The following is a 17,504-nucleotide window of genomic DNA, read 5'->3' on the forward strand; positions in this document are numbered from 1 at the left end:
AAAACGACGACGCCCGCCGGCCGCGGTGGCGGCGGGCGGGCGTCGTGCGGCGGGCGGGACGGTCAGTCGTCGCCCTGGAGGTAGCTGAGCAGGCGCAGCACCTCCAGGTAGAGCCAGATCAGGCCGACCACGATGCCGAACGCGGCGGTCCAGGAGTAGCGCTGCGGGAGCCCCATCCGGACGCCGTCCTCGATGTTGGCGAAGTCGAGCACGAAGCTCAGCGAGGCCACCACGATGCAGACCAGGCTGAAGCCGATGGCCAGCGGGCTGCCGTCGCGCAGGTGCGTGTTGACGCCGAAGAGGGCGAGCACCAGGTTGATCAGCATGACCGCGAAGAGGCCACCCATCATGGCAATCATGATCCTGGCGAACTTCGGGGTGGCCCGGATGACGCGTGACTTGTAGAGCATCGCCATCAGGAAGAAGACACCGAAGGTCGCCACCACGGCCTGGAGCACGATGCCGTCGTAGAGGGTGTTGAACGTCTTGCTCACCGCGCCGAGGAAGACACCCTCGACGACCGAGTAGGCGATGACCAGCGCCGGGTTGGCCATCCGGGAGAACGAGATGATCAGGCCGAGCACCAGACCGACGACGGCGCCGCCGATCCACGCCAGGCCGAGCAGCTCGTCCGGCAGGACGGCCCAGGTCGCGGCCGCCACGACGCCCAGGATCCCGAGCAGGGTGACCGTCTTGACGACCACGTCGTCCAGGGTCATCGGGGTCACGGTGGGCGGGGCCGCCGGGTAGCCGTAGCCGGTCGGGTACGGCTGCTGCGGGTATCCGGGCTGAGCGTACGGCCCGGGCTGGGCGTACCCGGCCGCCCGCTCGCGGCCGGCCGCCTGGCCGAGCCGGGAGAGCACCGGGTTCGAGGTCTTCACTTTCTCAGGCCTCCCTCAGGGGGTCGATGCACGTGAACGTGCAACCTCCAGGGTAAACGGGACCCGCTCACCGCGGCGGGCGGCAAGCTGTGGGAAAGCTGAGAGTCTGTGCCCGGGGCGGGGGTCGAACCCGCACGCCTTGCGGCAGCCGCTTTTAAGGCGGCCGTGTCTGCCGTTCCACCACCCGGGCGGGTGACACCGGTACGCCGACACACCTCGGCGCAGGTCTCACCGTAGCCGTTGCCGGGCGACCCGGCGTACCCCGAGGGTTCGCGCCGATATGGTCGAGGCCGTGACCAGCGCCGCCGCCACGGTCCCCGGGCCGGACCCCGACCAGGCCGTCCTCGGCCGACCGGCGGTCCGCCCCAACCCTCGGGCCCGCCTGCTGGCCAGCATCGCCCGCCACCGGGCGGGCCTCCTCGCCGGGCTGCTCTTCGCCCTGCTGGCCGGCTGGCTCACCCACGGGTTGTGGCCCGCCCCCGGCCAGCGGGTGCTCGCGCTGAACCCGGCGGACCAGACCCTCTACGAGTGGTTCCTGGCCGTCGACGCGCGCGCCCTGCTCGGCGACTTCCACCTGCTCACCGACCGGCTCAACGCTCCGGACGGGGTCAACCTGCTGGCCAACACCACGGTGATCGCGCTGGGGGTGCTGTTCGCCCCGGTCACCCTGGCCTTCGGGGCGCCGGTCAGCTTCGCCCTGCTGACCGCCGGCAACCTGGCCGGCACGGCGCTCGCCTGGTACCTGCTGTTCAGCCGGACGTTGCGGGTCCGCCGGCTCGCCGCCGGGCTCGGCGCGGGACTCTGCGGCTTCGGCCCCGGCATGGTCTCGCAGAGCAACGCCCACCTGCACATGACCGCCCAGTGGCTGATCCCGGTCATCGTCTGGCTGGTGGTCCGGCTGCGCCGGGCCGCCGACCCCGCCGGCCGCCCCGGCGGGCCGGACCGCCGCCGGCTGGCCACCTCGGCGGTCGGGCTGGCCGCGGCGGTCACCGCCCAGGTCTTCATCGGCGAGGAGGTGCTCTTCCTCACCGCGGTCACCCTGCTGATCATGACCGTCGCGTACGGCCTGGCCGACCGGGCGCTGCTGCGCCGGGCCCTGCCCACCTTCGCCGGCGGGCTGCTGACCGCGGCCGGGCTGGCGCTGCTGGTGCTGGCGTACCCGCTCTGGCACCAGTTCGCCGGGCCGCAGGGCGTGGCGGAGGGGATGTTCAGCCCGTACTACTTCTCCGCCGACCTGAGCGGCTGGTCGACGCTCTCCCCGCTCTCGGTGCTGGGCAGCGACGCCGCCGCCCGGCTGAGCACCGGCCCGGCCGAGTTCACCACCTTCCTCGGCTGGCCGCTGCTGCTGGTCACCGCCGGCTGCGCGGCCTGGCTGGGCCGCCGCCCACTGGTGACCGCCTGCGTCGCCGGGGCGCTGGCGATGGCGCTGCTGTCACTCGGCCCCGAGGTGGTCGTCTCCGGCGAACGGACCGGGCTCCCCGGGCCGTACGCCCTGCTGGCCGGGCTGCCGGTGGTGGACGGCGCGCTGCCGATGCGGTTCGCCCTGGCGGTGCCGCCGCTGGCCGGCACGGTGCTCGCCCTGGCCCTGCACCGGGCGCTCGGGGAACCCGGGCGAGCCCGGCGGCTCGTCCCGCTGGGTGTGGGCGCCGCGCTGCTCACCGTCTTCCCCGCCCCGCTGCCCACCGCCGACCGGCCGGCGCTGCCCGAGTTCGTCTCGGCCGGCCACTGGCGGCAGTGCGTACGCCCCGGCGGGGTGCTGGTCCCGGTGCCCACGGCCACCCCGAACGACCCGTGGCCGATGCGCTGGGCCGCCGCCGCCGACGCGGCCTTCGGCATGCCGGAGGGCTTCTTCATCGGCCCGTACGGCCGGGGCGGCTCGGCGGCCATGGGCACCTACCAGCGGCCCACCTCGGCGCTGCTGGCCGACGTGGCCCGGCGCGGCGTGCCACCGGTGATCGGCGACGAGCAGCGCCGGCAGGCCGACCGGGACATCCGGTTCTGGCGCGCCTCCTGTGTGGCGGTCACCGACGACGCGCCGCACGCGGCGACCCTGCGCGGCACCCTCGAGCAGCTCTTCGGCCCCGGCACCCGGGTCGCCGACGCCTGGACCTGGCGGTTCTGACCGCGGGTCGGAGGTACCCGAAAGGGCCCCTCCCGGCGACGGGAAGGGCCCTTCCGGCGAAACTCAGCGCGCCGCGCCGACCGGAGCGGACGCCTCGGCGAACTCCTCGCGCGGGTCGTGCAGCTGGCCCAGGGCGACCACCTCACGCTTGAGGACGAACGCCAGCGTCCAGTCGACGACCACCCGGACCTTGCGGTTGAACGACGGGATCCGCGACATGTGGTACGTGCGGTGCATGAACCACGCCGGCCAGCCGGTCATCTTCACGCCGTACACCTGGGCCACGCCCTTGTGCAGCCCGAGGCTGGCCACGCTGCCCACGTGCTTGTGCTTGTAGTTGACCGGCTCGCGCCCGCGGATCACGTTCACGATGTTGTCGGCCATCCGGGCGGCCTGCCGGACCGCGTGCTGCGCGCTCGGCGAGCAGAAGTTGCCCGGCTCCTTGGTCAGGTCCGGCACGGCGGCGCAGTCGCCGGCGCTCCACGCGCCCTCGACCACCCGGTCACCGTCCACCACCTGCAGGGTGGGCAGGCAGGTGACCCGGCGCCGCTCGTCGCGCGGGAAGTCCGTGGCGTCCAGCATCGGCGACGGCTTCACGCCCGCCGTCCAGACGATGGTGTCCGAGGGGAAGCTCGACCCGTCCGAGAGCTTCGCCACCCCGTCGACGCAGGACTCCAGCCGGGTGTCCAGCCGGATGTCCATGTTCCGCTTGAGCAGCTGCTGCACCGTGTAGGCGCCCATGTCCCGGTCGACCTCGGGCAGCACCCGCTGGGTGGCCTCGACCAGCACCCAGCGCATGTCCTCCGGCTTCAGCTCCGGGTAGTAGCGCAGCGCGTCCCGGGCCATGTCCTCCATCTCGGCGAGCGCCTCGATGCCCGCGTACCCGCCGCCGACGAAGACGAACGTCAGCGCCCGGCTGCGGACCTCGGGATCGGTCGTGGCGGCCGCCACGTCCAGCCGGTCCAGCACGTGGTTGCGCAGGAAGATGGCCTCACCGATGGTCTTGAACCCGATGCCGTGCTCGTGCAGCCCCGGGATCGGCAGGGTGCGGGAGACCGAGCCCGGAGCGACCACCACGTGGTCGTACGGGATCTCCCGGGCCGGGCCGCTGATCGGCTGCACCACGGCGGTCCTGCGGTGGTGGTCGATCCGGGTGACCGTGCCCGCCACGACCTTGCACTTGCGCAACTCCCGCCGCAGCGGCACCACCGCGTGCCGCGGGGAGATGTTGCCCGCCGAAGCCTCCGGGAGGAATGGCTGGTAGGTCATGTGCGGCTGCGGGTCGACGACGATGACCTCAGCCTCACGGGAGCTCAGCTTCTTGGACAGGCGCAGAGCGGCGTACAGGCCGACATGCCCGGCACCCACGACAAGGATCCGCTTCGGATTCACGTCATCTATCTTTCCCCGGGCGGCTCGGGTAATCCCGTTCGAGACCCTCTTCTGTGACGGAGCACAACCCCTGTGACCTGCGCAACTTTGCCCCGCAGTCCCGCTATCTGCGACGCAGCAACCAGCCGAGCAGGGCGCTGAGCGCCACCGCCACCAGCAGCCCGGCCACGGTCGCGGCCTGGAAGCCCCGGTCGCCGCCGACCCCGCCGAGCCAGGCCAGCACGATGCCGACCACCGCGCTCGCCAGCACCACCCCGCCGGCCCGGCCCAGCCAGCGCAGCACCAGGTCGGGATCGACCACCCCGTCGTACGGCAGCAGGGCGGCCAGCGCGCAGAGGGTGTGCGCCAGGTAGAGCAGGGCGGCCACGGCGACCAGCCGCCACAGCGCGGGCGGGCGGTCGTACCCGACCGTGGCGAGCAGCCAACCACCGACCACGACCAGCGCCGCGAAGGTCGGCCACGTCCGGCGCGGCCCGGCCGCCGGCAGCACCGCCACCACCGTCAGGGCCAGCAGCGACCGCGGGGTGATCGCCTCCGCCGGGTACGCCACCAGCGCGCCCAGCAGCACGGTGAGGAAGATCCCGCCCCGGATGAGCAGCGGGACGAGGCTGATCCGGCCGACCAGGAACCGCACCGCCCGGGCCCGCTCGTGCAGCGCCGCCAGCATGTCGTTCACCGGCCACCCACCCGGGGCGCGGTGGCCAGCCGGGCCACGTCCCGCAACACCTGGTCGAGGCTGCCCGCGCCGGCCCAGCGGACCACCGGCACCCCGTGCTCGCGGAGCTGGCCGATCATCGTGTCCCGGTCCAGCCGCCACAGCCGGTACGCCACCTCGGCCCAGCCGCGCTCCTTCGGCGGCGGCAGGTCGGCCGGCAGGGTGTCCACCGCCACCACGAACCGGCCGCCCCGGGCCATCCGGGCCAGCATCTGCGCCGAACGCTCGTCCAGCAACGGGGTGAGCACCACCACCAGCGCGTCCGAGGAGAGCAGCTGCGGGCCGAACACCAGGTCGTACGGCTCGTGCGGGGAGGACTCCGCCTTGACGTCGAGCAGCCACTCCAGCACGGTCAGGTACTGCCGGCGCCCGGTGGCCGGGCGGAGCCGGCGGGCCCCCGGGCCGTACTCCAGCAACGCCACCCGGTCGCCCCGGTGCAGGTAGTGCTCGGCGATCGCCGCCGCCGCCCGGACCGTGGTGTCCAGCACGGACGCCGGACCGCGTACGCCGCCGGAGCGGCCCGCCTCGGCCAGCACGTCGAGCAGCACCACCACCTCGGCGTCCCGGTCGGACAGGGTGGCCGCCACGTGCAGCTGCCGGGCCCGCAGCGAGACCCGCCAGTCGATCCGGCGCAGCCGGTCCCCCGGCGCGAAGACCCGTACGCCGGCCAGCTCGCCGCCCTCGCCGGGCCGGCGGGAGTGGTGCGCGCCGACCAGACCCGCCGCCCGCGGCATCGCCTCGACCGCCTCGAACGGCTCGGTCCTCGGATAGACCCGGGTCCGGACCGGATCGGTGATCACCGCGCGGGAGACGAGCAGCCCGTCGGCGACCGCCACCCGGGTGCCGGCCGGCCCGATCGGGTGCCGGCCCCAGCGCAACGCCGTCCCGGTCAGGGTCAGGTCGACCGCGGCGCCGGACGGCACCGAGGTGACGAACGGGCGGTCGGCGCCGCCGGCGCGGCCCACGTCGATGCCGGTCCCGCCGAAGCCGACCCGTTCCACCCGCAGCCAGCGGGACATCCGGGTGCGGACCACGGCCAGGTCGTAGGAGACGGTGTCGGGGTTGCCGACGGCCACCGTCGCGGTCATCGGGGAGCCCTCGACCAGGTGCGCGTCCCCGGCCCCGATCTCCAACTCGGGCAGGGCGGTGGGCCGGCGGCGCAGCCCGTACGCGGTGCCCAGCGCGAACGGCGTGGCCAGCACGACCAGGTCGATCCGGCCGAGCAGCACGGCCGCGACGAGCAGCAGCCCGGTGAGCAGCACGGCCCGGCCGAGCGCCCCGGTGGGCGCCCAGCCGGTGGCGGGCTCGTGACGGTCGGTCATCAGCGCCCGGCGGGTCCGGCCGCGTAGCTGGGCAGGGCGCCGCTGGCCGGGGCGGGAGTGGACTCGAGCACCTCGCCGACCACGAAGGACGGGTCGACCCGGCGCAGCCACATCTCCGGGCGCAGGGTGATCCGGTGTGCCAGGGCAGGCGCCGCCACCGCCTTGACGTCCTCCGGCACCACGTAGTCGCGGTTGTTCAGCACTGCCCGGACCCGGGACAGCAGCAGCAGCGCCAGCGAGCCGCGCGGCGACGCGCCGACCAGCACCGACGGGTGCTCGCGGGTGGCCGCGGTGAGCGCCACGATGTACCGGCCGATGGAGTCCTCGACCACCACGTCCTCCAGCGCGGCCTGCATGGCCCGCAGAGTGGCGGCGTCCACCACCGGGGTGATCTCGGCCTCCTCGCGGCGGCGGGCGATCCGCCGTTGCAGGACCTCCCACTCCTCGTCGTGGTCGGGATAGCCGAAGGAGACCCGGAGCAGGAACCGGTCCAGCTGCGCCTCCGGCAGCGGGTAGGTGCCCTCGTACTCGATCGGGTTGGCGGTGGCGAGCACGTGGAACGGCTCGTCCAGCCGGTAGGTGACGCCCTCGACGGAGACCTGCTTCTCCTGCATCGCCTCCAGCAGCGCCGACTGGGTCTTCGGCGGCGTCCGGTTGATCTCGTCGGCCAGCAGCAGGTTGGTGAAGACCGGGCCGGCCCGGAACGCGAAGTCGCCGCTGCGCTGGTCGTAGAGGAAGGAGCCGGTCACGTCGGCCGGGAGCAGGTCCGGGGTGAACTGGAGGCGGCGGAAGTCCAGGCCGAGGGCCTGCGCGAACGACCGTGCGGTGAGCGTCTTGCCCAGGCCGGGCAGGTCCTCCAGGAGCACGTGGCCGCCGGCCAGGATGCCGGCGAGGACCAGCTCGAGGGCCTCCCGCTTGCCGACCACGACCGTGCCGACCGCGTCCAGCACCGCCCGGGCCAGCCGGCCCACCTCGGCGGGGGGCATGCTGCGGTCCACGTCGTTCATCACAACTTCTCCAGTTCGGCGACGATCGCCGCGAGATCGCGCGGCGACGGGGGGCGGCGGGAGGGGACGCTGAGGAACGTCCACAGCGGCTCTCCCAGCAGGGTGCGGGCCCGGGCCGGGTCGGACTCGCGGGTGATGCCGTGCTTCTGGCGCAGCCGCTCGTCGGCCAGTTCACCGAGGCGGGGCAGGATCCGCTCGGTGAACCGCTCCCGGTTGCCGCCGCACCAGTCCAGCGGGCGCTCCCAGCCGTTGATCGCGGTGCGCAGCGCGTCCCGGGAGGCCCAGTTCCAGGTGCCCGGCTCCTCCCCGGCGGGGGCGCGCGCGCCGGTCCGGGGCGGTGGCGGGGGCGTCAGGGCGGCGGTGACCCGGCGGACCGCGAGCACGGCGAGCACGCCGGCCACGATGATCCAGAGCGAGACCTGGAGGCCGACGGCGCGCAGCCCGACCACCACGACGACGGTGATCGCCGCGGTGACCGTGAGCGTCCGCAGCAGCACCCGGAGCCGGCCACGGCCGGCCGGTTCGGCCCGCTCCCCGGCGGACGAGAGCAGGTCGTCGATGCTGGTGCTCACGATGCCGGGGCCTCCCCCGCGCCGGCCAGGCTGGTCAGCTCGCCGCGCAGCCGGCGCAGCGCGGACCGGGCCTGGTCGCGCATCCGCGCGTCGACCGTGTGGGTGGCGTACCGGGCCTCGCGGTAGACGTGCGCGAACCCGTCCAGCACGTCGGCGCTGGCGATCGCCGGCACCCCGGCGGCCGGATCACCGCGCAGCAGCCGGGTGACCAGGTCGGTGGGGGTGTCCCCGGCGAGCCGGGGCACCCCGGCCTCCTCGGCGGCCTCCTCCAACCGCACCCAACAGGCGATCACCGCGGTCCGCGGGTCGGTGTCCCGGTCGTCGAGTTCGACCAGGCCGGCGTCGAGCGCGGCCACCACCTCGCGGGCGGTGCCGGCGGCGGTGCGCCGGGCCCGCTGGGTCGGCACCGCTCGGGTGGTCCGGCGCAGCGCCCCGCCGATCAGCGTCCAGAGCACGTAGCCCACGGCGCCCAGCACGGCCGCCGCGAGCAGCACGATCGCGGTGGTGGCGACCCAGCCCGGGATGCCGCCGGAGGTGGGCGGACCGAAGTCCCGGGGCTCGGCCGGCAAGGAGGGCGCGGCCTCGGCGGACGGGTACTCCGGCACGTACGGGATGTTGTCGGCGGCCGGTGGGATGCGGCTGGCCCCGATGGCGGAGTGGCCGGCGGCGAGCGCGGCGGCGGCCAGCAGCAGGGTCACCGCCGCGATCGGCCACCATCTGCGCAGCACGCCGAGGTCCATCCCACCGCCCCACGCATTCCTCAGTCCACCCCGGCCAGGTGCTTCGCCCGGGCGAACACGTCGTCCAACATCGCTGGTGTCAGCCGCCCCGTGAAGGTGTTCTGCTGGCTGACGTGGTAGCAGCCGAGCAGTTCCGGCGCGGACGTGCCGGACCAGTGTGCCCCATGGCCGAACGCGGGGCGCGGCGTGGGCGGTCGGCGGCCGTACACGTCGCGCAGCACCGGCCACCACGCGGCCCAGGCGAACGCGCCGAGCGCGACCACGACGCGCAGCGTGGGCCGGATCAGCGCGACCTCCCGGTGCACCCAGGGCGCGCAGGTGTCCCGCTCGACCGGGGTGGGCTTGTTGTCCGGGGGCGCGCAGCGCACGGCGGCGAAGATGCGGGTGTCACGCAGGGCGAGGCCGTCGTCGGCGGCGACGCTGGTCGGCTGGTTGGCCAGCCCGGCGCGGTGCAGCGCGGCGAAGAGCACGTCGCCGGAGCGGTCACCGGTGAAGATCCGGCCGGTACGGTTGCCGCCGTGCGCGGCCGGGGCCAGGCCGAGGATGCCGATGCGCGCGTCGGCCGGGCCGAACCCGGGCACCGGCCGCCCCCAGTACTCCTGGTCCCGGAAGGCGGCCCGCCTGGTCCGGGCGACCTCCTCCCGCCAGGCGACCAGGCGCGGGCAGGCGAAGCAGTCACTCACCGCGCCGTCGAGGTCGGCCAGGTCGGTCGCCCGCGCGGCGCGGGCGACCACCTCGGCGGGGGTACGCGACTCAGCCAAGCCGGGCCCGGAACAGTTCCAGGGTGCGGGCCCAGGCGGTGGCCGCGGCCCGCTGGTCGAAGTGCTCCGGCCGGTCCTCGTTGAAGAACGCGTGCGCGGTGCCCGGGTAGTCGTACGTCTGGCAGGAGCCGCCGGCCGCCTCGATGGCCCGCTTCGCGCTCTGCACCCCGTCGGCGGCGGAGAGGCCGTCCGCCTCGGAACAGTGGATGAGCGCGGCCTTGCCGGCGTAGTCCGGCCAGTCGGCGCGCATGCCCTCCCAGGGCAGCCGGGGGTAGAAGGCGGCGGTCGCGACGATCCGCTCGGAGAACGTGCCGGACCACAGCGCCAGGCTCGCCCCGGCGCAGAACCCGGCGCAACCGACCTTGCCGGCGACCTCGGGGCGGCCGGCGAGGAACTCGGCGGCGGCGGCGATGTCGCTGGCCGCCTCGTCCATCTGGGTGCTGTTCAACATCTGCCGCGGCTCGTCCGGTTTGCTGGCCGGGCCGCCGTGCCGGAAGTCCGGCGCGAGGGCCACGAAGCCGGCCTCCGCGGACCGGTCCACCACCGCCCGCACGTGGGGCACCAGGCCCCACCAGTCCTGGATGACGATGACCGCCGGGCTGGCCGCACCGACGGAGGGTATCGCGAGATACCCCTCGCTCGTCCCTCCGTTACCGGCGAAGCTCACCATCTCGCCCATGGGTCCGTCCTCCTAGCGGTCAGTCATCGTTGGCTGGTCGCACAGTGGTGTTACGTGCGGGTAGCGTGCCACGCGCCGCACGGCCCGGGGAAGACGCGAGAACAGTGGCATTCACCTCCTGTTCGCCCCCGGCACGGGACGCCCCGGCGGGTGCGGTGGCCGCCGCCCTGGCCGGGCTGGTCCTGGATGGACGGTGGACGGCCGCAGGGGCGCCCGCCGGTCGGCGGGCGCCCCTGCGGGTGCGGGTTCAGCGGGTGGTGGTCGGCTCCGCCGACGGCGCGGGCCCGGCGGTGCCGGTCGGCGACGCGGACGTGCTCCCGCTCGGTGCCGGCGCGCTTCCGCTCGGTGCCGGCGCGCTCCCGGTCGGGGTCGCCGTGCCGGGCGCGGGCGGTGCGGGCGCCGCGGGGGACGGCACGGGCGGCGCGAAGGGCGCCTGCTCCGGGCAGTACGGGTAGACGTAGCGGGGCGGCGGCACCACGCCGGTGCCGTCGGGGCAGGTGGGCCAGCCGAGCCGGATCGGCACGCCGTTCTGGTCGAAGAGCCGGGCGTTGGTCACCAGCCGGCCCTGCTCGTCGTAGACGAAGACGTCCTGGATCATGTCGTACCGGCGGTCGGTCGAGACCTCCTGGTAGCCGCCGAACGGGTCGGAGCGGGCGTGCTGGTCCACGGTGACCAGGGTGGCGAAGGAGAACAGCAGCAGGGCGGCCGTGCCGATCTGCAACACCTGGCGTCGCCAGCCGCGCAGGCCGGCGGAGTGGCGGCCCAGCCAGACCGAGGCGAGGACCGTGCCGGCGAGCAGGAACAGGCCGCCGAACACGCTGCCGTCGAGCCGGGGCAGCAGCCCGGACGACCCGCCGAATAGCTCGGAGATCACCAGCGCCGCCAGCCAGCCGCGCAGCAGCCACCACGCCGGCCGCAGCGGGCGGAGGAAGTCGCTCACCGAGGGCTGCCCGAGCAGCGGCCCGAGCTGGGTGTCGAGCGCCCGGAGCTGGGTGCCGGCGCGGGCCCGGGCGGCGTCGAACCGCCGGCTCAGGAACGCCGACCGGGCGCCGGGCTCCGCACCCGCGGCGGCGCGCAGTTCGGCCGCGTACGCCTCCGGCGCGCCGAGCCGGTCGACCAGGGTGCCGTCGGTCTCGGCGGCCACCTCGGCCAGGTGCTCCGGCAGGTCTTCGGTCAACTCGTCGCGGACGGCGGGTGGCAGGTCGGCCAGGGCCGCCCGTACCCGCTCGACGTAGTCCGCGATCTCCTGCCCAGTGACGGTCATGCCGCCATCCCCCGATCCTCGAGCAGAGCGTCCATGGTGCCGGCGAAGGACCGCCAGGTCTTCCCGGAGCGGACCAGCTGGTCGCGACCGGCGGCGTTGAGTGCGTAGTACTTGCGGTGCGGCCCGGCTTCGCTCGGCACCACGTACGTGGTCAGCAGGCCGGCGGCGAAGAGCCGGCGCAGGGTGCCGTAGACCGAGGCGTCGCCGACCTCTTCCAGGCCGGCCTCGCGCAGCCGGCGGAGGATGTCGTAGCCGTAGCCGTCCTCGTCCTTGAGCACGGCGAGCACGGCGAGGTCGAGCACACCCTTGAGGAGTTGCGTCGTATCCACGCCCCGCACACTAGTGCGGATTGCAGAGTACCGTCAAGAAAACAGTAGTTCGGCGGGTCCCGCGGCTCGCCGGCGCGCTCCACGCCGGCCCGGCCGGGTGATCGGTCGGCTTAAGTTTCGCTTATCAGACCTGCTCATCTTCGGATGAAATCGGTACGTTGCCCGGATGCGACACCTCGGAACAGTGCTGGCCGCCGTCATCGTCGGTCCGCTGGCCTGGATTCTCTTCGCCCTCGGCCAGGACCGGTCGGAGCGGGCGTTCGCCGCCGCACAGCACGGCGGCACGCTGGACAACGGCGATTTCGTCCGACCCGCGCTGGTGCTGGCCGCCGCCGGGCTCGTGCTGGGGCTCATCGGCACGCTCCGGTTCTCCCCGCTGGGCGCGGCGCTGACCGGCCTGCTCTACTCGGCCAGCTACCTGGGCCTGCTCGTCAGCCCGGCCGGCGTGCTGAGACTGTTCGACCACGAACTGACCATGAGCGGTCACCGGATCGACCTGGCGGCCCCGCTCCGGTCCGGCACCACGCTGCTGGTCGGGTCGCTGCTCCTGGTCGGTGTCGTGAGCATCCGCCGCTGGCAGCGGTGGCCGCAGCCCGCCGACGACCGGCCCGCGGCGCTGCAGGCGGACGAGATCCTCCCGCCGCTGACCCGACGGGACCGCGCACCGGGTGCGGACGGTCTCGGGCTCGGCACGCCAGCCACCACCCCCGAGCCGGAACTGGTGCGGGCCGGCGGTCCCGCCCGGGTCGACGGTGCGGACTGGGCCGGTCGGTCCGACTGGGCCGGGCTGCTGTCGGGCGGCTCCGGCGACGGGTCCGGGCGGGCGGCGGACTGGCCGCGCCAGCGTACGAGGTAGAACCGCCGACGGCCCACGGTGCCGACAGGGCGCGCGGGCCGTCGGCGACAATCGGCACCATGCTCTTCCGCATCCTGGGTCCGACCCAGGTGCTGCTGGCCGACGGACGCGAGATACCCGTGGGCGGTCCGCGGCTTCGCGCCCTGCTGGCACTGCTCCTGCTCGACGCGGGCCGGGTGGTGCCCACGGATCGGCTGATCGACGGCCTGTACGGCGAGCATCCGCCCGGTGGCGCGGCCAACGCACTCCAGTCCCAGGTGTCCCGGCTGCGTCAGGCCCTGCCCGCGGCGCACACCGTCGAGCTCCACCCGGCCGGGTATCGGCTCGCCGTGGATCCCGCTGACGTCGACGCGTACCGGTTCGAGCGGCTCGCCGAGGCGGGGCACCGCGCGCTCGCCGGCCGCGACTGGTCCCGCGCGGCGGCGGCGCTGCGCGAGGCGCTGGACCTGTGGCGCGGACCGGCCCTGGCCGACGTCACCCAGGTGGCCGGTGCGCCCGGTCAGGCCGCCCGGTTGGACGAGCTGCGGCTGGCCGCCATCGACGATCGGATCGAGGCGGAGCTGGCGCTGGGCGAGCACGCCGCGCTCGTCGCGGAGCTGCGCGAGCTGGTCGCCGCGCATCCGTTGCGGGAACGGTCGCGGATCCAGCTCATGCGCGCGCTGTCCGCCGCCGGCCGGCCGGCCGAGGCACTCGCCGAGTTCGAGGACGCCCGGCGGACGCTGGCCGAGGAACTCGGCACCGACCCGTCGGCCGCGCTGGCCGCGACCCACCTGGCCGTGCTGCGCGGCGACGAACGCCCCGCCGGACGCGAGAAACCCGAACACGGACTGCCGGGCCAGCTCACCACGTTCGTCGGGCGGGAGGAGGAGCTGGCGCGCGTCGGCGAGCTGCTCGGCGAGCGACGGCTGATCACCCTCATCGGCCCCGGCGGAGCGGGCAAGACCCGGTTGGCGATCGAGGCCGCGGGCAGTCTCGACAGCGAGGTCCACTTCGTCGAGCTGGCCGGGCTGGCCCACGGTGCGGACGTACCGCAGGCGGTGCTGAGCGCACTCGGCCTGCGCGATGCGGGCCTGCGCGCCCCGTCCGAGCCGGGCCGGGACTCGACCGACCGGCTGGTCGCGGCGCTGGCCGAACGGCGGCTGCTGCTCGTGCTCGACAACTGCGAGCACGTCGTCGCCGACGCGGCCCGGTTGGTCGCCCGCCTGTTGAGCGCCTGCCCGGCGCTGCGCGTCCTGACCACGAGTCGCGAGCCGCTCGGGCTGACCGGCGAGGCGCTGTGCCCAGTCTCCGGGCTCGCCCTGCCGGCGGCCGGCGTGGCGGTGACGGACGCCGACGGGTACGCCGCGGTCGTGCTGTTCGCGCAGCGGGCCGCCGACGCTGCGCCCGACTTCGCGGTCACGTCGGACAACCTCGAGCTGGTGCTGCGGATCTGCCGCACCCTCGACGGCCTGCCGCTGGCGATCGAGCTGGCCGCCGCGCGGCTGCGCGGGCTGCCGATCGCCGAGCTGGCGGCCCGTCTCGACGATCGCTTCCGGCTCCTGTCGATGGGCAGCCGGAGCGGGGCGCCGCGGCACCGTACCCTGCGGGCGGTGGTCGAGTGGAGCTGGGAGCTGCTCGACGACGCCGAACGGCGGCTGGCCCGGCGATTCACCGTCCTCGCCGGTGGTGCCACCCTGGAGGCGGCCGAGCGGATCTGTGGCCTGCCCACCGCCGAGTTCGTCGACGCGCTGACCGGCCTGGTCGACAAGTCCTTCGTGGAGTTGAATGCCGGCCGGTACCGGATGCTCGAGACGGTGCGCGCCTTCTGCGCCGAGCGGCTCACCGAGGCCGGCGAGGCCGACCGGCTCCGTCGCGCGCACGCCGCGTACTTCCTGGCGCTGGCCTGGACCGCCGACGGTCACCTGCGCCGGGCCGAGCAGTTGGCGTGGCTGCGCCGGCTCGACGCCGAGCGGGACAACCTGCACGCGGCGCTCCGTCGCGTCACCAGGGCCGCGGACGCGCCCGTCGCGGCCGGACTGGTCGCGGCGTTGTCCTTCTACTGGTGGCTGCGCGGCATGCGCGGCGAAGCGGCCCGGCTGGCCGCCGATGTGCTCGACGTGCTCGGCCCGGAGGCGCCACCCGGCCTGCGCGAGGAGTTCGTCCTGTGCGTCTACAACGCCTCGCTCGGTGGTTTCGGCCACCTGCCGCCCCCCGGATCACAGCGGTCCCTGCTCCTCAGCCTCGACCGGCCACCCCGGCAACCCTTCCTGCTGTACCTGTCGGGCATCTCGACCGGACCACCGTCCCGGGACGGCGAGGACGTCGACCAACTGATGCGGGACCTGCAACAGCTGATCGGCTCGGACGTGTGGCTCAACGCGCTCGGCGCGATGGGACTCGGCTCGGCGCGGATGTGGAGCGGTGAGCACGACCGGGCACGGACCGCGCTGACCACCGCGCTCGACGGCTTCCAGAGCATCGGCGACCGCTGGGGGTCGATGATCACCTTCGGCGTGCTCGGCGAACTCGCCGCCTGGCAGGGCGACCCCCGAGGGGCGAGCGCCTTCCTGGACCGGGCCATGGCGTTGGCCGAGGAACTCGGTTCGACCGTCGACCAGGCCGACATGCTGCGCACCCGGGGCGAGACGAGGCTGCGCGCCGGTGACCTCGCCGCGGCGCAGGACGACTTCGCCCGGGCCCTGCTCCTCGCCCAACGCGGCGGCGCACCGGAGTTCGTGTCCGGTGCCCGCCTCGGCCTCGCCCAGGTGGCGCGGTCGCGCGGCGACCTCGCGGAGGCCCGGCGGCTGTGCGAGGCGGCGCTGACGGGCGGGCTCACCGGCTGGTACGTCGGGGAGGCGACGCGGGCGGAGATCATCCTCGCCCTCGAGCAGATCACCGCGGCGGAGCGGACCGCGACCCGGGTCGCACCGGGCGGTGCGCGGCCGTCAGCCGACGGTGCGTGAGCGGTCAGCGCCGGCCCGCACCGTGGGGGCATGACAACTTTCGAGGTCGTCGCCGAAGGGCTGGGCAAGCGGTACGGCCCGACCCGCGCGCTGGACAAACTTGACCTGACCGTGCCCGGTGGCACGGTCCACGGCCTACTGGGACCGAACGGCGCCGGGAAGACCACCGCCGTACGGGTCCTCGCCACGCTGCTGCGCCTCGACGCCGGCCGGGCCAGCGTGGCCGGATTCGACGTGACCCGACAGCCGGACGAGGTGCGCGCCCGGATCGGGCTCACCGGGCAGTACGCGGCGGTCGACGAGACCCTCAGCGGCCGGCAGAACCTGGAGTTGTTCGGACGGCTGAGCAGACTCGGCGCCCGGGCCGCCCGCCGGCGCGCCGGCGAACTGCTGGAGCGGTTCGGGCTCGACGAGGCGGCCAGCCGGTCCGCCGGTTCGTACTCGGGTGGGATGCGCCGCCGACTGGACCTCGCCGCCAGCCTGATCCGCACGCCGCGCGTGCTCTTCCTCGACGAGCCGACCACCGGCCTGGACCCGCGCAGCCGCAACCAGGTGTGGGACGTCGTCCGCGCCCTGACCGCGGACGGGGCCACCGTCCTGCTCACCACGCAGTACCTGGAGGAGGCCGATCGGCTCGCCGACCGGATCTCGGTGATCGACACCGGTCGGGTGGTGGCCGAGGGCACCCCGGACGAACTGAAGTCGATGACCGGCGGTGACCGGATCGAGGTGGTCGTACGCGACGCGGCCGACCTGGCCCGGGCCGGCGGGATCGTCGCGCGGATCTGTGGCGCGGAGGCCGAGCGCGATCCGGAGATCCGGCGGCTCAACGCGCCGGTGGCCGACCGGGTCGCCGGGCTGGTCGACGTCGTGCGGGCGCTGGACGAGGCGGGGATCGCGGTCGAGGACGTCGGCCTGCGCCGCGCGACGCTGGACGAGGCGTTCCTGCACCTGACCGGACACCGTGCCGACGAGGCCAGCCAGCCCGTCGGCGCTGGACGGAAGGCGGACCCGGCATGACGACCGCGACCCGACTGCGCCAGACGGCGACCGTACCGGCCCCGCCGGCGCCCGCGCGTACCCCGCTGGCGCGGTTGCGCTGGGCGGTTACCGACGGCTGGACGATGACCAGGCGGAACATGACCCACGTGATCCGCGCGCCGGAGGAACTGATCCTCTACTTCTCGCTACCGATCATGTTCGTGCTGGTCTTCGGGTACGTGTTCGGCAGCGGCATGCGGGTGCCGGGAGGCGGCAACTACCGCGAGTTCCTGATGCCCGGGATCTTCGTGATGACGATGCTGTACGGCCTGGGCGCCACCGCGACCGGCCTGGCGTTGGACCTCAACCGCGGTGTCGTCGACCGGTTCCGGTCGATGCCGATGGCGCGTTCCGCCCTGATGACCGGCCGCAGCGCCGCGGACCTGCTGCGTGCCCTGCTGGAGATGGCCACCCTGCTGGTGTGTGGCCTGCTGGTCGGCTGGCAGTGGCGGGACGGCGTCGGCAGGGCGGTGCTCGCCGTCGGGCTGCTGCTGATGCTGCGAGTCGCGATCACCTGGATCGGGATCTACCTGGCGCTGCTGGTCCGCAACCCGGACACGGTCGGCGTGATCATCTTCCCGGCGGCGTTTCCGCTCACCGCGATCTCCAATGTCTTCGTGTCGCCCGAACTGATGCCGCGGTGGATCGGGGTGATCTCGGAGTGGAACCCGCTGTCCGCCACCGTCGCCGCGATCCGCCAACTGTTCGGCAATCCGGGCCTGGGTGGCGACTCGTGGCCCGCGGAGCACGCACTGCTGTTGGCGGTGGTGTGGCCGGTGCTCCTGATCGCGACGTTCGCCCCGCTGGCGGTCCGCCGCTACCAGCGCCTGAGTCGCTGACGGCCGGGTCTCCGGTGGCCTCGACGCCACCGGAGACCGGCC

Annotated in this window: 16 protein-coding genes and 1 tRNA gene; 5 read left to right on the forward strand and 12 right to left on the reverse strand. The window is 74.5% G+C overall.

Features of this window, described 5'->3' with window-relative positions; translation table 11 throughout:
* Positions 1-62: 62 nt before the first annotated feature.
* Both ACIBPB_RS01430 and ACIBPB_RS01435 read right to left on the reverse strand, forming a co-directional pair.
* On the reverse strand, positions 63-881 hold the full coding sequence (locus tag ACIBPB_RS01430; RefSeq protein WP_396837681.1) for a Bax inhibitor-1/YccA family protein: 819 nt from the start codon (positions 879-881) through the stop codon (positions 63-65).
* Positions 882-990: 109 nt separating this feature from the next.
* Positions 991-1,071: transfer RNA gene (locus ACIBPB_RS01435), tRNA-Leu, on the reverse strand.
* A gap of 102 nt (positions 1,072-1,173) precedes the next feature.
* Here ACIBPB_RS01435 and ACIBPB_RS01440 point away from each other — a divergent pair.
* On the forward strand, positions 1,174-3,003 hold the full coding sequence (locus ACIBPB_RS01440; RefSeq protein ID WP_396837682.1) for a hypothetical protein: 1,830 nt from the start codon (positions 1,174-1,176) through the stop codon (positions 3,001-3,003).
* A gap of 63 nt (positions 3,004-3,066) precedes the next feature.
* Here ACIBPB_RS01440 and ACIBPB_RS01445 read toward each other — a convergent pair whose 3' ends face one another.
* The 10 genes from ACIBPB_RS01445 to ACIBPB_RS01490 form a co-directional block, all read right to left on the reverse strand.
* Positions 3,067-4,395 (reverse strand): NAD(P)/FAD-dependent oxidoreductase, encoded by a 1,329-nt coding sequence (locus ACIBPB_RS01445; RefSeq protein WP_396837683.1) that lies wholly within the window; start codon positions 4,393-4,395, stop codon positions 3,067-3,069.
* Positions 4,396-4,498: 103 nt separating this feature from the next.
* Positions 4,499-5,059 carry a hypothetical protein gene (locus tag ACIBPB_RS01450; protein WP_396838151.1) on the reverse strand — a complete coding sequence of 187 codons (561 nt, stop codon included), beginning with the start codon at positions 5,057-5,059 and terminating at the stop codon, positions 4,499-4,501.
* 8 nt (positions 5,060-5,067) lie between these two features.
* Positions 5,068-6,432 carry a DUF58 domain-containing protein gene (locus tag ACIBPB_RS01455; RefSeq protein WP_396837684.1) on the reverse strand — a complete coding sequence of 455 codons (1,365 nt, stop codon included), beginning with the start codon at positions 6,430-6,432 and terminating at the stop codon, positions 5,068-5,070.
* A complete protein-coding gene (locus tag ACIBPB_RS01460) occupies positions 6,432-7,439 on the reverse strand; it encodes a MoxR family ATPase (RefSeq protein ID WP_357326475.1) in 1,008 nt (335 codons plus the stop codon). The genes ACIBPB_RS01455 and ACIBPB_RS01460 overlap by 1 nt, the downstream gene beginning before the upstream one ends.
* Positions 7,439-8,014 carry a hypothetical protein gene (locus ACIBPB_RS01465; protein WP_396838152.1) on the reverse strand — a complete coding sequence of 192 codons (576 nt, stop codon included), beginning with the start codon at positions 8,012-8,014 and terminating at the stop codon, positions 7,439-7,441. The genes ACIBPB_RS01460 and ACIBPB_RS01465 overlap by 1 nt, the downstream gene beginning before the upstream one ends.
* On the reverse strand, positions 8,008-8,751 hold the full coding sequence (locus ACIBPB_RS01470) for a DUF4129 domain-containing protein (RefSeq protein ID WP_396837685.1): 744 nt from the start codon (positions 8,749-8,751) through the stop codon (positions 8,008-8,010). The genes ACIBPB_RS01465 and ACIBPB_RS01470 overlap by 7 nt, the downstream gene beginning before the upstream one ends.
* 20 nt (positions 8,752-8,771) lie before the next feature.
* On the reverse strand, positions 8,772-9,512 hold the full coding sequence (locus ACIBPB_RS01475; protein ID WP_357326469.1) for a uracil-DNA glycosylase: 741 nt from the start codon (positions 9,510-9,512) through the stop codon (positions 8,772-8,774).
* Complete coding sequence (locus tag ACIBPB_RS01480) at positions 9,505-10,191, reverse strand: dienelactone hydrolase family protein (protein WP_396837686.1); 687 nt, start codon at positions 10,189-10,191, stop codon at positions 9,505-9,507. The genes ACIBPB_RS01475 and ACIBPB_RS01480 overlap by 8 nt, the downstream gene beginning before the upstream one ends.
* Before the next feature lie 247 nt (positions 10,192-10,438).
* Entirely contained in the window at positions 10,439-11,455 is a 1,017-nt protein-coding gene (locus ACIBPB_RS01485) for an HAAS signaling domain-containing protein (protein WP_396837687.1), read from the reverse strand.
* Positions 11,452-11,784, reverse strand: coding sequence for a PadR family transcriptional regulator (locus tag ACIBPB_RS01490; protein WP_396837688.1), 333 nt, complete (start codon positions 11,782-11,784; stop codon positions 11,452-11,454). Before ACIBPB_RS01490 ends, ACIBPB_RS01485 begins: the two co-directional genes overlap by 4 nt.
* Before the next feature lie 166 nt (positions 11,785-11,950).
* Between ACIBPB_RS01490 and ACIBPB_RS01495 the strand changes: the two genes are divergently transcribed.
* The 4 genes from ACIBPB_RS01495 (at position 11,951) to ACIBPB_RS01510 (ending at position 17,462) form a co-directional block, all read left to right on the forward strand.
* Complete coding sequence (locus ACIBPB_RS01495) at positions 11,951-12,640, forward strand: hypothetical protein (RefSeq protein WP_396837689.1); 690 nt, start codon at positions 11,951-11,953, stop codon at positions 12,638-12,640.
* A gap of 59 nt (positions 12,641-12,699) precedes the next feature.
* Positions 12,700-15,582 (forward strand): BTAD domain-containing putative transcriptional regulator, encoded by a 2,883-nt coding sequence (locus ACIBPB_RS01500; protein WP_396837690.1) that lies wholly within the window; start codon positions 12,700-12,702, stop codon positions 15,580-15,582.
* A gap of 30 nt (positions 15,583-15,612) precedes the next feature.
* The gene (locus ACIBPB_RS01505) at positions 15,613-16,602 is read left to right on the forward strand and encodes an ATP-binding cassette domain-containing protein (protein WP_396837691.1); all 990 of its coding nucleotides are present in this window, start codon (positions 15,613-15,615) and stop codon (positions 16,600-16,602) included.
* A gap of 104 nt (positions 16,603-16,706) precedes the next feature.
* Positions 16,707-17,462, forward strand: coding sequence for an ABC transporter permease (locus tag ACIBPB_RS01510; protein WP_396838153.1), 756 nt, complete (start codon positions 16,707-16,709; stop codon positions 17,460-17,462).
* The last annotated feature ends 42 nt before the right edge of the window (positions 17,463-17,504 follow it).

This window comes from Micromonospora sp. NPDC049836 (genome assembly GCF_044465125.1).
Classification (GTDB): domain Bacteria; phylum Actinomycetota; class Actinomycetes; order Mycobacteriales; family Micromonosporaceae; genus Micromonospora.